The sequence below is a fragment of the Streptomyces sp. NPDC030995 genome, from assembly GCF_055571215.1.
On the sequence record NZ_JBVIFS010000050.1, the window covers coordinates 1 to 15,639 of the forward strand.

Consider the following 15,639-nt stretch of genomic DNA (forward strand, 5'->3'; position numbering starts at 1 on the left):
TTGCGATGCGTCCCCTAGGCCCTGCGGGCCTGGGGAGGCCCCATGGCACCGGACGCCGCGACCCGGCAAACCTTTCCGGCCACAGCACTAGGGAGTGTCGTCCAAGTCCCGCTTCGTCCCGCCTCACCAGCACAGCGGCAGTCGGGTCACCCCTCGCATCAGCGTGCCCGGCAGCCAGTCGCGCGGGCCCGCGTCCGGGTCGTCGGCGAGGTCCGGGAAGCGTTCCAGCAGGGCCCGGATCGCGATGCGGCCCTCCATGCGGGCCAGCGGGGCGCCGAGGCAGAAGTGGATGCCGTGGCCGAAGGCCAGGTGGCTCGGGCCGGTGCGGCGGATGTCGAAGACCTCGGGCCCGGGCTCCGCGAAGCGCGCCGGATCGCGGTCGGCCGCGGCGAGGGCGACCAGGACGGAGGAGCCGGCCGGGATGCGGACGCCGCCGAGTTCCAGGTCGGCGCGGGCGAAGCGGTACGTGGCGTGCTGCACCGGGCCGTCGTAGCGGAGCATCTCCTCCACCGCGCCGTCGATCAGCCCGTCCGGGTCGGCGCGCAGCGCGGCCAGCTGGTCGGGGTGCGCGAGCAGGGCCCGTACCCCGTTGCCTATCAGGTTCACGGTGGTCTCGTGGCCCGCGATCAGCAGCAGGAAGGCCATCCCGATCAGCTCGTCCGGGGAGAGCTGGTCGCCGTCCTCGATGGGGGTACCTCCCATGCCATCAGGGCTATGGGGGAGCGTGCGGATCAGGGCGCTGAGCAGGTCCTCGCCGGGATCCTTGGCCTTGGCCTCGACGAGTTCGCGGAGGTACGCGGTCATCTGCTCCAGTACGACGCCGTCGGGGCCGCCGCCCTCCAGCGGGGCGACGATCTCGCCGGACCAGTAGCGGAACCGCTCCCGGTCCAGGCCGGGGACGCCCAGGAGTTCGCAGATGAGGGTCATCGGCAGCGGGAAGGCGAGCGACCGGATCAGGTCGGCGCGGCGGTCGGGCCGGGCGGCCATCGCGTCGAGCAGCTCGTCGGTGATCTCCTGGACGCGGGGGCGTAAGGACTCGACCCGGCGGGAGGTGAACTCGCGGGCCACCAGGCGGCGCAGCCGCGTGTGGTGGGGCGGGTCCGCCTCCAGCATGTTGGTGGCGGCGGCGTGGACCGGTGTGTTGCCGAACAGTTCGGAGCCGAGCCAGTTCTTCGACAAGTCGGGGTGGCCCAGGGCCTGTCGGGCCTCGTCGTGGCCGACGACCAGCCACGACCGCGCGCCGTCGACGACCACGCGGTGGACGGGGCCCATCTCGCGCAGTGCGGCGTAGAAGGGGTAGGGGTCGGCGTTGAAGTCTGCGGTGTGCGCAGTGAGATCCACGAGAGACATGCGGGCAGGGTATGTCCGCCACTCACTCGAGCGAACCGGTTATCCGACAAACCGAAGCGTTTCGGCAATGAGCCGTTCGGGCGGCAACCCGGTGTGTGTGGGCCCGCCTTCAGCGCGATGGGGCCGGGCGATGGCAGGAAGGAGGGATGAGCCTCCATCGCCGCCGGGTCCTGGCCGGCGCCGCGGCCGCCGTGCTGGCCACCGCCGGGGCGGCGCGCCGCGGGCCCGACTTCGGCGCGCTCGCCCGCTCGATCGACGGGCGGGTGGTGCTCCCCGGGGACCGGGACCATCCCGAGGCCCGCCGGCTGTTCCAGCCGCGCTACGACGCCGTCGCGCCGGGCGCGGTGGCCTATCCCGCGCACGCCGCGGACGTGGCCGTCTGCCTGGACTTCGCCCGCCGCTCGGCCACGGCGGTGGTCCCGCGCGGCGGCGGGCACAGCTACGCCGGCTGGTCCACCCGCGCCGCCGGGCTGGTCCTCGACACCGGAGCCATGGCGGCGGTGTCGGTCGACGGGGACGGTGTACGGATCGGCGCGGGGGCCCGGCTCGGTGACGTGAACGCCTCCCTCGCCGGGCGGGGGCTGGCCGTCCCGACCGGGCTCTGCCCCTCCGTCGGCATCGCCGGGCTCACCCTCGGCGGTGGCCTGGGGCTGGCGGCGCGGGCGTACGGCACCACCTCGGACCGGCTCACCGGGGCGCGGGTGGTCACCCCCGACGGGACCGTCCGCGAAGTCGCCGCCGACCGGGATCCGGACCTGTACTGGGCCCTGCGCGGCGGTGGCGGCGGCAACTTCGGCGTGGTCACCGAATTCCGGTTCCGGACGCACCCGGCCGGTGACGGTGCCTTCGCCGAACTCCACTGGCCCGGCGCCGACTCGGCGGACGTGCTGCGCGGCTGGCAGCGCTGGCTGGCTCAACTGCCGGACCCCTTCTGGAGCCAGGTGGAGTTCACGGCCGGCAGCGGCACCGCAGCCGACCCCGGCGCCGACCCTGCCTCCGCCTCCGCGCCGGCGGTCCGGGTCGTGTGCCTCGACGGCCGTCCCGAACTGGAACGGCAGTTGACCCGGCTGTCGGACCTGGTCGGCGGGGCGCCGCGGGACAGCTGGATCGTCGTACGGAGCTACGGGGACACCGTACGGGCCATGTCGGGCTGCCTCGATCTGAGCGTCGCGCAGTGCCGCCTGCCGGGCACCCTGCCCGGCCGGGACCCGCAGGGGATGCTCGAGCGGCACTCGTACGCCGCCCGCTCGGACTTCTGGGCGGGCGGCGGCCTGCCGGACGCGGCGATCGACGCGGTCCTGGACGCCGTCCGGCGGTACGGGTCCACGGTCCCCCCGGGCGGCTTCGGGGTGGTGCAGTTCGACGGGGTCTGCGGGGGCGCGGTGAACCGGGTCGCGGCCGGGGACACCGCCTTCGCGCACCGCGACAGCGCCTTCCTCGCCCAGTACCTCGCCTACTGGCCCGAGTCCGCGCCGGCCGCCGAAGTGGCCGGGCACCAGGGCTGGCTGGACGGGCTCTGGCAGGACCTGCGCCCGTGGGCGAGCGGCCGCGCGTACCAGAACTACACCGACCCGAAGCTCACCGGCTGGCGCGAGGCCTACTACGGCCCGAACCTCGCCCGGCTGCAAGAGGTCCGGCGTACCTACGATCCGGACCGGCTCTTCCGTTTCCCTCAAGGCCTCTAGAGGAGCTCTCGCATGCGACGTACGTTGACGATGGCCGTGGCGGCGGTCGCCCTGCTGGTGTCCGCAGGGCCGCTGCCCGAGGCACAGGCCGGGAGCGCCGCCCCGATGGCCGTCGGCCGCTGGTCCGCCCGCGAGGCGGCGGCCTTCTGGACCCCCGAGCGGATGGCATCCGCCGTCCCGCTGCCTCCCGGCGCACCGGAACCGCCGGCGCCGGTCGAGCCGGCCCCGGACCTGGCCCCGGAGCCCGTTGCGACGCCGACGCCGGTCCCGACACCGACACCGACCCCGGACCCGGTCCCGGTCCCGGTCCCGGTCCCGGTCCCGGTCGCGACACCGACGGTGACACCGACACCGACACCCACACCGACGCCGGTCGCGGTGGAGCCTCCGGCGCCGTCCGCGACCCCCTCCGCGACCCCGTCCGCCCTCGCGCCACCGGTTCCGCTTCCCCTCCCCCTTCCGGTTCCGGCGTCGTTGCCCGCGCGTCCTACCGTCCCCCGGGTACCGGCCACCGACCCCGGCATCGGGCAGAACTTCGACGGCGTCCCGGTCGTCGGCCGGATGTTCGTCGTCAAGGGGGGCGGTGCCTACTTCTGCACCGCGAGCGTGGTCGCCTCCCCCGGCCACAACCTGGTGCTCAGCGCGGCGCACTGCCTGCTCGGCTCGGACACCCAGCGGGTGGCCTTCGTACCGCGGTACACGCGCGCCAACCCGCAGCCGTACGGCATGTTCCCGGTCCTGCGGGATGCGGGCGGGCACTCCAAGATCTGGATCGACCCGCGCTACCGCTCCCAGGGCGCCGACAAGGCGGCGACCCTCGACGTGGCCTTCGCGCAGGTGGGGCCGGGCAAAGACGGCTTCCTGGTGGAGGACGTGGTCGGCGCGAACCGGCTGGTCACCGGCTCCGCCTACGCGCACGCGCGGGTCTCGCTGATCGGCTATCCGGCCTCGGCCGCCCGGCCGCGCCTGTGCGTCAACCGGACGACGAAGTTCACCAGCACCGACCCCCGGATCCCGGGATCGTTCCTGCGCATCGACTGCACCGGCTATCCCGGTGGCACCAGCGGCGGCCCGTTCCTGCTGCGCTTCGACGCCCGCACGGGCACCGGTGACGTGGTGGGGGTCATCGGCGGCTGGAAGACCGGCGGGGACACGGCCGACACCTCGTACAGCTCCTACTTCGGCGCGGACATCAGGAAGTTGTACCAGAAGGCGGTTGCCGCGGCGAAGGTGCGGTGAGCACCCGCGCCCAGCGGGTCCTGCGCGGGTTGCCGACCGTACGCGGGGTGGCCGGGAGGCCCTCGCCGGTCAGCCCGTCGGCGGGCGCGAGCCCGAGTCGGCGGCGCAGGTCGGCGAGGGCTGCGTGGACGGGCGCGAGGACGACCTCGGCGCCCGGGTCGACGGAGGCGAGGGCGTGCGCGGTGGTCTCGATCGCCTCGGCGGCGTCCTCGGCCGCGGTCCGGCTCCACCCTCCGGGCGCGCCGATCCTCCAGGGCGCGACGGTGTCGTAGAGGTGGCAGGCGGCATCGGCCACGGCGTCGGCCCGTTCCCCGACGCCCGGCGCCGCGATGGTCGGCAGTTCCATGCCGGGTCAACGAGCCGATCCCGCCGGGAGGTACGAGCGAACAGCGGCTAGTGCTGTGGCCGGAAAGGTTTGCCGGGTCACGGCGTCCGGTGCGGTACATCGCGAGGCGGAGGACCGCGGCTCGTACTGGACGTACCGGCGCGGTCCGACAACGCGGCGAGGTGCCGTGCCGGGGGCCGTGACCCGGTGAACCTTTCCGGTCACAGCACTAGCTCGGGGACGCGCCCCGACGGATCCGGCGGGCCACTGCGTGCGAGGCGGCGGTGGCCGCGCCGGCCAGGGCCAGGCTCCGGGCCAGGTCGCTCGGGCGGGTGGGCCGCAGGACGCCGGCTCGGCGCAGCCGGCCGCGCGCCCACAGGGTGAAGGGGACCACGAGCAGCGGTGAGGTGACCACCCCCGGCGTGTAGCCGCGGGTCGCGGCGGCCAGCGCGAGGTGGACGAGGCCGTGCAGACCGAAGCCGTTCAGGGAGGCCTGGTAGAAGGCCGAGCGCCCTCCGGTGCGGTACCCGTCCGCGGCCGCGGCCGCGACGACGAGGCCCATCACGCCGACGGCGGTGGCGAACTCGCGGCCGTCCACGGCTTCCAGGCGCCGCCATATCCGGTCGGGCACGCGGGGGTGGCGCTCGCGCAGGACGGGGACCCGGGTACGGGACCAGCCCGCCACGGTGGCCACTTCTTCGAGGTCGTGCACGGTCCAGGCGGCGAGCAGTCCGAGGGTGACGGCGCTGCGCGGTGTCGGGGAGGCGCTCATGAGGCAACAGTCTGCAGCCATATGGGCAGCAGCAGAAGGGAGATCACCGAGCTCTTGATCACGATGGAGGCGGAGAGGTCGACGCCCACGTCGTAGCGCTGGGCGAAGATGAACAGGTTCTGCGGGGTGGGCATCGCGGCGATCAGGACGAGGTACGCCAGCCACTCGCCCCGCACGCCGAAGAGCGTCCCGCACACCGCCCAGGTCAGCAGCGGGAAGGCCAGGCACTTGAAGCCGATGAGGGCCAGCTCCTCGCGCGTGGTGCCTCGGATGTCGAGGCCGAGGCCGCCGAGGTGGAGGCCGAGGGCGAACAGGGCCACCGGGGAGGCGCTGTCCCCGACGAAGGCGGCGCCGTCCAGGAGCACGGCGGGGACGTGCACCGAGAGCAGGTTGAGCACGATCCCGGCGTTGCAGGCGAGGACCAGTGGCGTGGCGAGGGAGGCGCCGACGGCGCGGGTGAGGCGCCGGCCCGGACCGCCCGCGACGGGGCCCGCGCGGCCCAGTTCCATGAGGGAGATGACCACGAGGGACAGCACGCAGACCTGGAACAGCAGGATCGGGAAGATCGGCGCGGCCGTCCCGAACACGGTGATGAAGACGGGGACGGCGAAGTAGGCGGTGTTCACCTGGACTCCGGCCATCACGCGCAGGGCCACGGCGCGGGGCTCCCGTATGCCGTAGGCCACCGCCGCCGCGGCTACCGCGGCCACCGCGAGGGCGGCCGCTCCGGCGTAGCCGCCGATGGCCCGCCAGTCGAACAGGGCGGCGAGGTCGCTGGCGTAGATGTTGCCGAAGAGGTAACAGGGGACCGCGAAGAGGAAGGCGTAGTCGGAGAAGGCCTTGGAGGCCTCGGCCGGTACGATCTTGCGGCGGGCGAGCAGGACCCCGCCGCCGAAGGCCAGCAACACCGGCACGAGCTTCTCCAGCGCGGCTGCCCCACCCATGTGCACGTGCTCCCCATGATCGACCGGTGAGCAGCCTACCCGCACCCGGTTGCGCGTTCAGGGGCCGGCAACCGCCGAGGATCCAGGCTGGTCCGTTCATGAGCGACAGAGCCCGCACCCGGCTGCGCAGCCGGATCCGCGCTCGCGTCCGCACCTCCCGGTCCGGGCCCCGCCCACCGCGACCGGGCCGTCGACGGGCTGCGCGCCCTGGCGCTGCTGGCCGTGCCCACCGGCCACTGGCTGCTCGGCGGGTTCACCCTCGACTCCGGCGGCGGCCTGCACAACGCCGGCCCGCTGTCGGCCTTCGGCTCCCTGGCACCGGCCAGTTGGGTGCTCCAGATGCTCGGCATCTTCTTCCTGGTCGGCGGGTACGCCTCGGCGCTGTCCTACCGGCGCCGCACGGGCTCGACGGGGCGCGTGGCTGAAGGGCCGGATGGTCCGGCTGGGACGACCGGTGGTCGGGGTCACCGGGGTGTGGGCGCTCGCCGGCGCCGGTGCTGTACGCGGCCGGGGTGCCGGAGGCGACGCTGCGGACCGGGGGCGACCCTGGTGATCCAACCGCTGTGGTTCGTCGGGGTGTACGTGGTGGTCACCGCGCTGACCCCGTACTGCGTGCGGGCGGCGCGGGGCCCGGCTGCTGCTGGCCGGCGGGACGCTGCTGTTCGCAGTGCTGCTGGTGGTCTTCCACTACCCGGCGTCGATGGTGGGCGTACCGGGTGCGGCGCGGACCAACTCGCACCCGTCGTCGCTGCTCGTACTGGCCCTGGCCTCGGCCCAGTCGGGCGCGGCGATCCTGCTGCGCGGCCGGCTGGCCGCGCTGCTGGCCCGGCCGGCCCTGTGGGCTCCGGTGGTCGTGATCAACCTGTGCGCGATGACGATCCTGTGCTGGCACCAAACGGCCATGCTGGCGCCGTACACGACGAGAGCGCCGCTCCTCGAAAGGAGCGGCGCTCTCGTCTCGTACGGGTGCTCCGTGTCAGGCGATCGAGGCGGCGACGATCGCGGCCACGGCGAGGTTACAGGAGGCCGAGACCCAGACCGCCGGGTGGGGCTCCGGGTCGACGACGATGGCGCCGAGCTTGCCCGGGGTCACCAAGTCGAGCACCAGGAACGCCAGCGCCATCAGGATCAGACCGAGCACACCGAAGGCCGCCGTCGACATCAGGCCCTTGCCGAAGTCCTCGTACGTGGTCCAGATCGAGGTGAAGACGATGCCGCCGATGCCGAGGAGCGCGGAGCTGAGCAGGACGGCCGCGTTGCGGTTGCGCTCCTCCCAGATCTGCTTCGGAAGCTTCCCGGGCGTCAGCACGTCCACGAGGACGATGCCGAGGATCAGCAGCACGAGGCCGAGGGCACCGTAGGCGCTGGTGCGGCCAAGTCCGTTGATGATGTCGCTCATTGAGAAGCCCGTCTCCGCGAGGGTAGGAAAGGATGTGCCGTGGGGGCTGGCCGAATCTATCGCACGGCCCTGCGGCGGACCATGGGGAGGTCAGCGAATGGTAAAGGTCAGAGCCGCGCGGGCGGACGAGGCCGAGGCTCTGACCGCGCTGGTCATGCGGTCCAAGGCGCACTGGGGGTACGCCGCCGGGTTCCTGGCCGCGTGTGCCGCGGAACTGCGGATCCGGTCCGGCGACGTGACGGCCCGCCGGATCGTGGTGGCCGAAGACGGACGCGGATCGGTGCTCGGGCTCGCCTCCCTGGAGGGGGCTCCCCCGCGGGCCGCCCTCGGGCTGCTGTTCGTGGAACCGGCCGCCATCGGGCAGGGGGTGGGGCGGCTGCTGTACCGGGACGCGCTGCGCCGGGCCGTGGAGCTCGGGGTCCGCGAGCTGGTGATCGACGCCGATCCGCACGCGGCCGGGTTCTACCGGGCCATGGGGGCGATCACCTCGTCCGGCGGCCCCGGCGGCGGCTCCCGAGGCGGCTCGGACCGGGGGCCGGAGCAGGGCCCGGACCGGGACCCAGACACAGACCCGGACCCGGACCCGGACCCGGACCCAGACAGCCTGGTGCGGTTCGAGGTGGCTCCCGCCCCGCTCGCCGACTGGGCGCGGGCGTGGACCGGTGGCGGAAGGGCCGTTCACCTGGGCAATGTCGCCGAGTTCAACGCGCAGTTCGCCGACGCCTCCCTGGACCAGGAGCAAGCGGCCGCGCACCACTACGCCTGCCTGGCCGCCTTCTACAGCCCCGACCCGGCGGCGCTGGTGCTGCCCCGGGCGGTGCCGCGGGGCTGGACCGAGCTGGTCGGCCGCCAACTGGGCTGGACCGGGGTCGAGGTGTACGACGGCCTCGTGGAGCGGGGTCCGGGCCTGTCCGATGCCGTACGGGCCCGCCCCGCGCTGGCCGCGCTGCTGACCGGGGCCGGGCTGCCCCTCGTACCGTGGGGGCTGACAGGGCCGTTCGGGCAGTTGGCCGGCCGCCCGTGGCAGGCGCGGGAGCTGCGGTACGAGTCGAAGTCCGCGGCGCACGGGCTCTTCGGCCGGATCCTGGCGGGCGGCGGGCATCCCGGGATCGTGCTCCCCGCGCAGTGGCGGGCCGGCACCCGCAGGGCGGCGGTCCGGATCCTGTCCGCCCGGGCCAAGGCGGGCGAGAGCAGTGTTCTGAAATCGGAGCACGGTGTCGGGGGTTCGGGGACCACGGTGGTCACCCCCGCGGGGGTCCGGGCCGCGGGCGGGGCCCGCGCCGTGCTGCGGCGGCTGCCGCGCGGGCCGCTGCTGGTGGAGGAGTACGTGAGCGGCCCCGCGCGGGCCGACGCCCCGCGGGACCTGACCTACGACGGGTTCGTGGACCGCGCGGGCCGGCCGCACGAGGTCGGCGGGGCGGTCATGGACGTCAAGGACGGCTGCTACGCGGGCGCCACGGTGGGCCCCGGGGTGGTGCCCGAGTGGGTGGAGAAGCCCCTCGCCGCCTTCGGTGCGGCGGTGGGCCGGGAGTTGGCGGCCTCCGGATACCGGGGCTGGTTCGACGTGGACTTCGTCGCCGACGGCGCGGGCCGCCTCGCGCCGACCGAGACGAACCTGCGGCTGACCGGCCCTTCCATCGCCTTCATGGTGGCCGCCCGGCTCGACGCGCTGCGGGGCGCCGGGCACCTCGTACGGATCGCCGACCGGGTGGAGCTCGGCGCGCGGCTGCCCGAGGCGCAGCTGGACGAGCTGTGCGCGCACCTCGCCCGGGGCTGCGCCGAGATCGGCGCGGTGTTCGTGCCCGCGATCCCGACGGGTGCCTTCGACCCGGCGCCCTGGCTGGGCGTGCTGGTGGCCGCGCACAGCACGGAGGTGCTGGACGCGGCCGAGGCGCTGGTGCGGGCCGGGGCCCTGGCGGTCGGGGCGGTGTTCGGCCCGCGTCAGTCGTCGAAGTCGAAGGGGTTCGGCGGTTTGGCCGTGACGTAGGCGGCGACGATGGCACCCGCGATCATCAGGGGGATGTTGAAGGTGTAGACGAGCGCGGCCTGCCGCGACCAGTCCTGTTTGGCCGCGAGCCGGTAGAAGTTGTCCTGCGGCCACCACGCCAGCAGCAGGTAGGCCACCGACAGGTGCGCGGCGGCCGTGAGGGCGCGGCCGCGGCCCCGGCGGGGCATCCGGGCACGGCCGGCGAACAGGAACACCACGCCGACGCCGAAGGCCACGCACTCGAAGAGGTAGAGGACGAAGAAGAAGAACGCCCAGGGCTGCGGTACGCCGCTGAGGTCGGTCGAGCCGGGCCAGAAGACGTTCGTGAGGATCAGGGCGACGAAGCCCAGGCCGATGCCCCCGCAGCCGCCGGCGATGGACGCCGGGAAGGGGCCCGTCGGCCCGGCCCCCGGCCGGCCCGTCTTGCTGCCGGCGGGGCGGTCCGCGGAGGCGCCCAGGATGGGCAGGGGCAGGGCGGCGCGGTCCTCCTGACCCGCCCGGTTGCGGGGCAGGGCCCGCATCGGGACCAGCCTGAGCGGGATGTACTCCCTGGGCAGCTTCCCCGCCAGGTGCGCACGCAGTTCCTCGACGTCCGGAAGCCCGGAGCCCGGTGGCCACGACGGGGCGCCGGGCCGCGGGGTCACGTAGGCGACGAGCCGCCGCGGGCTGCGGATGCTCTCGACGCCGTTGACGATCACCCCGCCGATGCCCTCGTGGCTCCGGATCGCGGATTCGACGGGGTGCGGGTCGAGCGAGCGCCCGTCGGGCAGGGTGATCCGGTCGCGGATCCGGCCCCGGTACTCCAGCAGCCCGTCCTCGTGGAGCAGGCCGAGGTCCCCGGTGGGCACCGCGTCACCGCCGCCGGGCGGGCTGAGGCGTATCTCCCCCTCGCGCACCTCGACGCGGCAGCCGGGGAAGGGGGTGCCGAGCAGGGAGCGCTCCTCGGGGCCGTCGAGCGGGCGGAGCAGCTGCGGCAGTTCGAACCAGGTGCCGGTACCGGCGGTTTCGGCGAGCCCGTAGACGTTCAGCACCCGCACACCGGGCCGGAGCGCGCTGTGCAGGGCCACCAGTTCGTCGAGGTGGAGCCGGTCCCCGGAGACGGCGAGCAGCCTCAGCGACCGGAGCCCGCCGCCGCTCGCGCCGCCGGACTTCGGGACGGGCACCCGGGGGCCCGGGACCGGGGCCGGCAGGTGGACGGTGTCGGCGGGGCCCGCGTGGAGGATCGTGACCCGCTCGTCCTCGACCGCCGCCGCGATCTCCTGGCCCTGCCAGGGCGAGCGCGGGGGGAGCACGAGCGCGCCGCCCGAGCACAGGGCCCGCGTCCAGCCTGCGGCGAAGGCGGTGACGTCCGGTCCGGCGGTGATCAGGTGCCGGTCCTTCGGGGTCAGCCGGGCCACCTCGGCCCAGCCCTCGTACGCGCCGAGCAGCAGGGCGTGGGCCACGGGCACGGCGCGCGGCTCGGCCGCCCCGGTGAACAGGACCGCCGCGGTGCGGCCGGGTTCGGGAACGGGCGGCGCTTGGGCGGGGCGTTCGGCGATGACGGCGGCCTCCGCGCCGAGGCGGATCACTCGTCGGCCGCTGCCGTCGTCCAGGGCGGCCTGGTGGGCGCCGTGGGTGAGCAGGACGTGGGGCTCGGCGGCGGCGAGCTGCCGCTGCCCGGTGCGCGGGTTCTCGACGTCGATGACGGCGTAGGCCCCGCCGGCCTTGAGGACGGCGAGGAGGGCGACGACCAGTTCGCTCTGGCGGGCCGTGCCGACGGCGACGCGGCCGCCCGGCGGCAGGCCGGAGGCGAGCAGATGGTGCGCGAGCCGATTGGCCCGCGTGTCGAGCTGCCCGTAGGTCAGGCTGTCCGTGCCCGCGACGAGGGCCTCGGCCTCGGGCGCGGCGCGGGCCCACTGCTCGAAGCGGTGCAGGACGGTGTCGGTGGTGCCCTTGCCGAAGCGTACGGACTCGGATCCCTGCGTCATGGACCGATGATGGCACCGGGCACCGACAGAGGGCAGGGATCGTTGATTTCGGCTGGGCGACCGGGAGTTGACCGCCCGGAAGGGTGGTGCGGGTGATTTCCTTGACCTCGACCAAGGTTGAGGTCCTAGCGTTCGGACCATGGACATGGAAGTCACCGCCTGGACATCGCTGCACAGCGCGATGAACGCCCAGCAGGACCGGCGCCCGCTCTCCCGGGCGAGCCTGCGCCGCGTCGCCGCCTTCGCCCGCCCGCACCGCCGCGGGCTCACCTTCTTCCTGCTGCTCAGCGTGGTCACCGCGCTGTTGGCGGTGGCCACCCCGGTGCTCGCCAGCCGGGTCGTCGACGCGATCGTGGCCGGCCGGGAGAGCGGCGCGGTCACCCGTCTCGCCCTCCTCATCGCGCTGATCGCGGTCGCGGAGGCGGGGCTCGGGCTGCTGACCCGCAGGCTCTCCGCCACCCTCGGCGAGGGGCTGATCCTGGACCTGCGGACGGCCGTTTTCGACCACGTGCAGCGGATGCCGGTCGCCTTCTTCACCCGGACCAGGACCGGGGCGCTGGTCAGCCGCCTCAACAACGACGTGATCGGCGCCCAGCGGGCGTTCAGCAACACCCTGTCCGGGGTGGTCGCCAACACCGTGACCCTGCTGCTGACCCTCGCGGTGATGCTGAGCATCTCCTGGCAGATCACCCTGCTGGCGCTGGTGCTGCTGCCGGTGTTCGTGCTGCCGGCCCGCCGGATGGGGGCGCGGATGGCGGCGATGCAGCGGGAAGCCTCGGCCCTGAACGCCGCGATGGGCACACAGATGACCGAGCGGTTCTCCGCTCCCGGCGCGACACTCGTCAAACTGTTCGGCCGACCCGCCGACGAGTCCGCGGAGTTCGCCGCCCGGGCGGCGCGGGTGCGCGACATCGGGATCCGTACGGCCATGGCCCAGTCGGCCTTCATCACGGCACTCACCCTGGTCTCGGCCCTGGCCCTCGCGCTCGTCTACGGGCTCGGCGGTTACTACGCCCTGCGCGGGACCCTCGACGCCGGTTCCGTCGTCGCCCTCGCCCTGCTCCTGACCCGGCTGTACGCCCCGCTCACCGCGCTCGCCGGCGCCCGCGTCGAGGTGATGAGCGCGATGGTGAGCTTCGAGCGGGTCTTCGAGATCCTCGACCTGAAGCCGCTCATCGCGCAGAAGCCGGACGCCCGGCGGGTCCCGGAGGGGCCGGTGACCGTGGAGTTCGACCGGGTCTCCTTCGGCTACCCCGCCGCCGACAAGGTCTCGCTCGCCTCCCTGGAGGAAGTGGCCGCGCTCGACGCCCGGGGCGGTACGCAGGTGCTGCACGAGGTGTCCTTCCGCGCCGAGCCCGGCCAGATGATCGCCCTGGTCGGTTCGTCCGGCGCCGGCAAGTCGACCATCGCGCAGCTGCTGCCGCGGCTGTACGACGCCGACGCGGGCGCGGTCCGGCTGGGCGGGATCGACGTACGGGACCTCACGGCCGACTCGATCCGCGAGACGCTCGGCATGGTCACCCAGGACGGGCACCTCTTCCACGAGTCGGTACGGGCCAACCTGCTGCTGGCCCGGCCGGAAGCCACCGAGGAGGAGATCTGGGAGGCCCTGCGGCGCTCGCGCCTGGACGGGCTGGTCGCCTCACTGCCGGACGGGCTGGACACGGTCGTCGGGGAGCGCGGATACCGCCTGTCGGGCGGGGAGCGCCAGCGCCTGACCATCGCGCGGCTGCTGCTGGCCCGGCAGCGGGTGGTGATCCTCGACGAGGCCACCGCCCACTTGGACTCCACCTCGGAGGCTGCGGTGCAGGAGGCCCTGGGCGAGGCGCTGGCGGGCCGGACCGCCGTGGTGATCGCGCACCGGCTGTCGACCGTGCAGGCGGCGGACCTGATCCTCGTGGTCGAGGACGGCCGGATCGTGGAACGGGGCGCGCACGCCGAGCTGCTGGCGGCGGGCGGCCGTTACGAGGAGCTGTACCGCACCCAGTTCGCGGCAGCGGACGCGGTTTCGGGCGGCGCCGTACCGGCCCCTGGCGCATGATGCTGTGATGGACATCAAGCTGGAACTGATCGCGGTGCCGGTCACCGATGTGGACCGGGCCAAGGCCTTCTACGAGAAGATCGGCTTCAACGCCGACCACGACGTCACGGTCAGCGAGGACATCCGCTTCGTGCAGCTGACCCCGCCGGGATCGGCCTGCTCGATCGCGATCGGCACGGGGCTCACCCGGATGACCCCGGGCTCGCTGGACAACATGCAGGTCGTCGTCACCGACATCGAGGAGGCGTACGCCGACCTCAGGGGCAGGGGGGTTGAGGTGACCGAGATCCAGGACATGCCCTGGGGGTCCTTCGTCTACTTCTCCGACCCGGACGGCAACGGCTGGGCCGTGCAGCAGACGACGCCGCGCACCGCGGCCGGCTGACCTTCGAGTGCCTGCCCGGCCGCCTCGCGCGGTCCGCGCGAGGCCGGGCAGGCGCGCCGGCGCCTGCGACGGCGACTGCGGGCGCTCAGCTCTCCGCGGCGGCGTGGTGGTGGTCGAGCTCCCACGCGTGGTGCTTGAACTCGTGGCGGAAGTCGGCGTGGTCCTCCCACTGGCGGACGATGCCGCGCAGGACGTCCCAGTTGTGCTCCACCGACTGGTCGATGACGCGCCGCATGGCCGGGTCGGCCGCCGCCCGCTGGTCGAGGAGCCCCTTGATGGCGGAGGCCTCCAGGACGGAGTTGCGCAGTGCGCGCAGCGCACGGGAGGTGTCGTCCATGGCGAAGCCGTACTCGCTGCCCGTCTCCGCGTCGAACAGCGGGGTGAGCCGCGCCTCGATGAACGCGGTGATCCGCTCGAAGTGCTGCACATCCATCAAGGGCTCCTTCTCATGCCGGACCACCACGTGTCCCCGGCGTCTCCAGTGCATTTCCTGTTCACTTCATTATCCAGCAGCCCCTGCGACCAGCGAAAACCGGATGGAGCCAGTCCACCGACATGCCGGTACGGGCGCCAACTCCCCCCTCACAGAAGCGTTTTCACGATGATCTACTTTTGAGATTCATTGTGAGGAAGGAATGTGAGACAGGTGGACGAGAGCTCAAGGCTGACCGAGCAATTCGAGGAGCACCGCTCACATCTGAGAGCGGTGTCCTATCGCATGCTCGGCTCGCTCAGCGAAGCAGATGACGCCGTTCAGGAAGCCTGGCTGCGCCTCAACCGCTCCGACATCAGCGACGTCGAGAACCTCGGCGGATGGCTCACCACGGTCGTGTCGCGCGTGTGCCTGAACATGCTGCGCTCGCGCGAGTCCCGGCGCGAGCATTCCATGGACGCGTACCCCACCGACCCCGCCGTCAGCCGTGAGGACGCGGTCGACCCGGAGCAGGAAGCCGTACTGGCCGATTCGGTCGGGCTGGCGCTGCTGGTGGTGCTCGACACGCTGGCGCCGGCCGAGCGGCTCGCGTTCGTGCTGCACGACCTGTTCGCCGTGCCCTTCGACGAGATCGCCCCGATGATCGAGAAGACCCCGGCCGCGACCCGCCAGCTCGCGAGCCGCGCCCGCCGCCGGGTCAAGGGAGCCCCGGCGGTGCCCGAAGCCGATCTGACGCGCCAGCGGCGCGTCGTGGATGCCTTCCTGGCCGCCACCCGCGGCGGGAACTTCGACGATCTGGTCGCGCTGCTCCATCCCGACGTGGTGCTCCGGGCCGACAAGGCCGTCGGTCCCACCCCCCAGCCCGTCGTCATCAGCGGCTCCGTCACCGTGGCCCGGGGTGCGATGGCCGCGATGCAGCGGGCGCAGTCCACCCAGCCCGCGCTGGTCGACGGAGTGGTCGGCCTCGCCATGGCCCCGCTGGGACGCCTGTTCCTGGTCCTGGGCTTCACGATCACGGACGGCCTGATCACCGAGATCGACGTCGTCGCGGAGCCGGAGCGCCTGCGCGAGCTCGACCTCGCCGTTCTCGACGCCTGACACGTGGCGTGAGG

At 73.7% G+C, this 15,639-nt stretch carries 13 protein-coding genes and 1 pseudogene; 7 read left to right on the forward strand and 7 right to left on the reverse strand.

The genetic code is table 11. The features are described from left to right. Positions 1–123 precede the first annotated feature (123 nt). On the reverse strand, positions 124–1,350 hold the full coding sequence (locus ACZ45T_RS36845; protein WP_468448517.1) for a cytochrome P450 family protein: 1,227 nt from the start codon (positions 1,348–1,350) through the stop codon (positions 124–126). Positions 1,351–1,496: 146 nt separating this feature from the next. Between ACZ45T_RS36845 and ACZ45T_RS36850 the strand changes: the two genes are divergently transcribed. Together ACZ45T_RS36850 and ACZ45T_RS36855 are read left to right on the forward strand one after the other, a co-directional pair. Then, positions 1,497–3,035, forward strand: a complete 1,539-nt coding sequence (locus ACZ45T_RS36850) for an FAD-binding oxidoreductase (RefSeq protein WP_468448518.1) — start codon at positions 1,497–1,499, stop codon at positions 3,033–3,035. A 12-nt stretch (positions 3,036–3,047) separates the two neighbouring features. Next, positions 3,048–4,274 carry a serine protease family protein gene (locus tag ACZ45T_RS36855; protein ID WP_468448519.1) on the forward strand — a complete coding sequence of 409 codons (1,227 nt, stop codon included), beginning with the start codon at positions 3,048–3,050 and terminating at the stop codon, positions 4,272–4,274. Here the strand turns inward: ACZ45T_RS36855 and ACZ45T_RS36860 are convergent. From ACZ45T_RS36860 to ACZ45T_RS36870, 3 genes are all read right to left on the reverse strand, one after another. Next, positions 4,228–4,620, reverse strand: a complete 393-nt coding sequence (locus tag ACZ45T_RS36860) for a hypothetical protein (RefSeq protein WP_468448520.1) — start codon at positions 4,618–4,620, stop codon at positions 4,228–4,230. The genes ACZ45T_RS36855 and ACZ45T_RS36860 overlap by 47 nt on opposite strands. A 208-nt stretch (positions 4,621–4,828) precedes the next feature. Continuing rightward, a complete protein-coding gene (locus ACZ45T_RS36865; RefSeq protein ID WP_468448521.1) occupies positions 4,829–5,371 on the reverse strand; it encodes an HXXEE domain-containing protein in 543 nt (180 codons plus the stop codon). Beyond that, entirely contained in the window at positions 5,368–6,315 is a 948-nt protein-coding gene (locus tag ACZ45T_RS36870; RefSeq protein ID WP_468448522.1) for an AEC family transporter, read from the reverse strand. Before ACZ45T_RS36870 ends, ACZ45T_RS36865 begins: the two co-directional genes overlap by 4 nt. A gap of 168 nt (positions 6,316–6,483) precedes the next feature. Between ACZ45T_RS36870 and ACZ45T_RS36875 the strand changes: the two are divergent. Beyond that, positions 6,484–7,225: pseudogene (locus ACZ45T_RS36875) on the forward strand (acyltransferase family protein); the annotation flags it as partial. Between the two features lie 66 nt (positions 7,226–7,291). On the opposite strand, the gene ACZ45T_RS36880 reads toward ACZ45T_RS36875, so the two are convergent. Next, positions 7,292–7,714, reverse strand: coding sequence for a DUF350 domain-containing protein (locus ACZ45T_RS36880; protein WP_366869290.1), 423 nt, complete (start codon positions 7,712–7,714; stop codon positions 7,292–7,294). 97 nt (positions 7,715–7,811) lie between these two features. On the opposite strand from ACZ45T_RS36880, the gene ACZ45T_RS36885 reads away from it, so the two are divergent. Then, positions 7,812–9,701 carry a GNAT family N-acetyltransferase gene (locus ACZ45T_RS36885; RefSeq protein ID WP_468448523.1) on the forward strand — a complete coding sequence of 630 codons (1,890 nt, stop codon included), beginning with the start codon at positions 7,812–7,814 and terminating at the stop codon, positions 9,699–9,701. Here the strand turns inward: ACZ45T_RS36885 and ACZ45T_RS36890 are convergent. Then, on the reverse strand, positions 9,656–11,668 hold the full coding sequence (locus ACZ45T_RS36890; RefSeq protein WP_468448524.1) for an AMP-binding protein: 2,013 nt from the start codon (positions 11,666–11,668) through the stop codon (positions 9,656–9,658). The genes ACZ45T_RS36885 and ACZ45T_RS36890 overlap by 46 nt on opposite strands. A gap of 139 nt (positions 11,669–11,807) precedes the next feature. Here ACZ45T_RS36890 and ACZ45T_RS36895 point away from each other — a divergent pair, with 139 nt between their 5' ends. Continuing rightward, on the forward strand, positions 11,808–13,709 hold the full coding sequence (locus tag ACZ45T_RS36895) for an ABC transporter ATP-binding protein (protein WP_468448525.1): 1,902 nt from the start codon (positions 11,808–11,810) through the stop codon (positions 13,707–13,709). A 7-nt stretch (positions 13,710–13,716) separates the two neighbouring features. After that, positions 13,717–14,094 (forward strand): VOC family protein, encoded by a 378-nt coding sequence (locus ACZ45T_RS36900; protein ID WP_468448526.1) that lies wholly within the window; start codon positions 13,717–13,719, stop codon positions 14,092–14,094. Between the two features lie 85 nt (positions 14,095–14,179). Here the strand turns inward: ACZ45T_RS36900 and ACZ45T_RS36905 are convergent, their stop codons facing one another. Continuing rightward, entirely contained in the window at positions 14,180–14,527 is a 348-nt protein-coding gene (locus ACZ45T_RS36905; RefSeq protein ID WP_468448527.1) for a hypothetical protein, read from the reverse strand. Positions 14,528–14,740: 213 nt separating this feature from the next. Here ACZ45T_RS36905 and ACZ45T_RS36910 point away from each other — a divergent pair, with 213 nt between their 5' ends. Further along, positions 14,741–15,625 carry a sigma-70 family RNA polymerase sigma factor gene (locus ACZ45T_RS36910; protein ID WP_468448528.1) on the forward strand — a complete coding sequence of 295 codons (885 nt, stop codon included), beginning with the start codon at positions 14,741–14,743 and terminating at the stop codon, positions 15,623–15,625. The last annotated feature ends 14 nt before the right edge of the window (positions 15,626–15,639 follow it).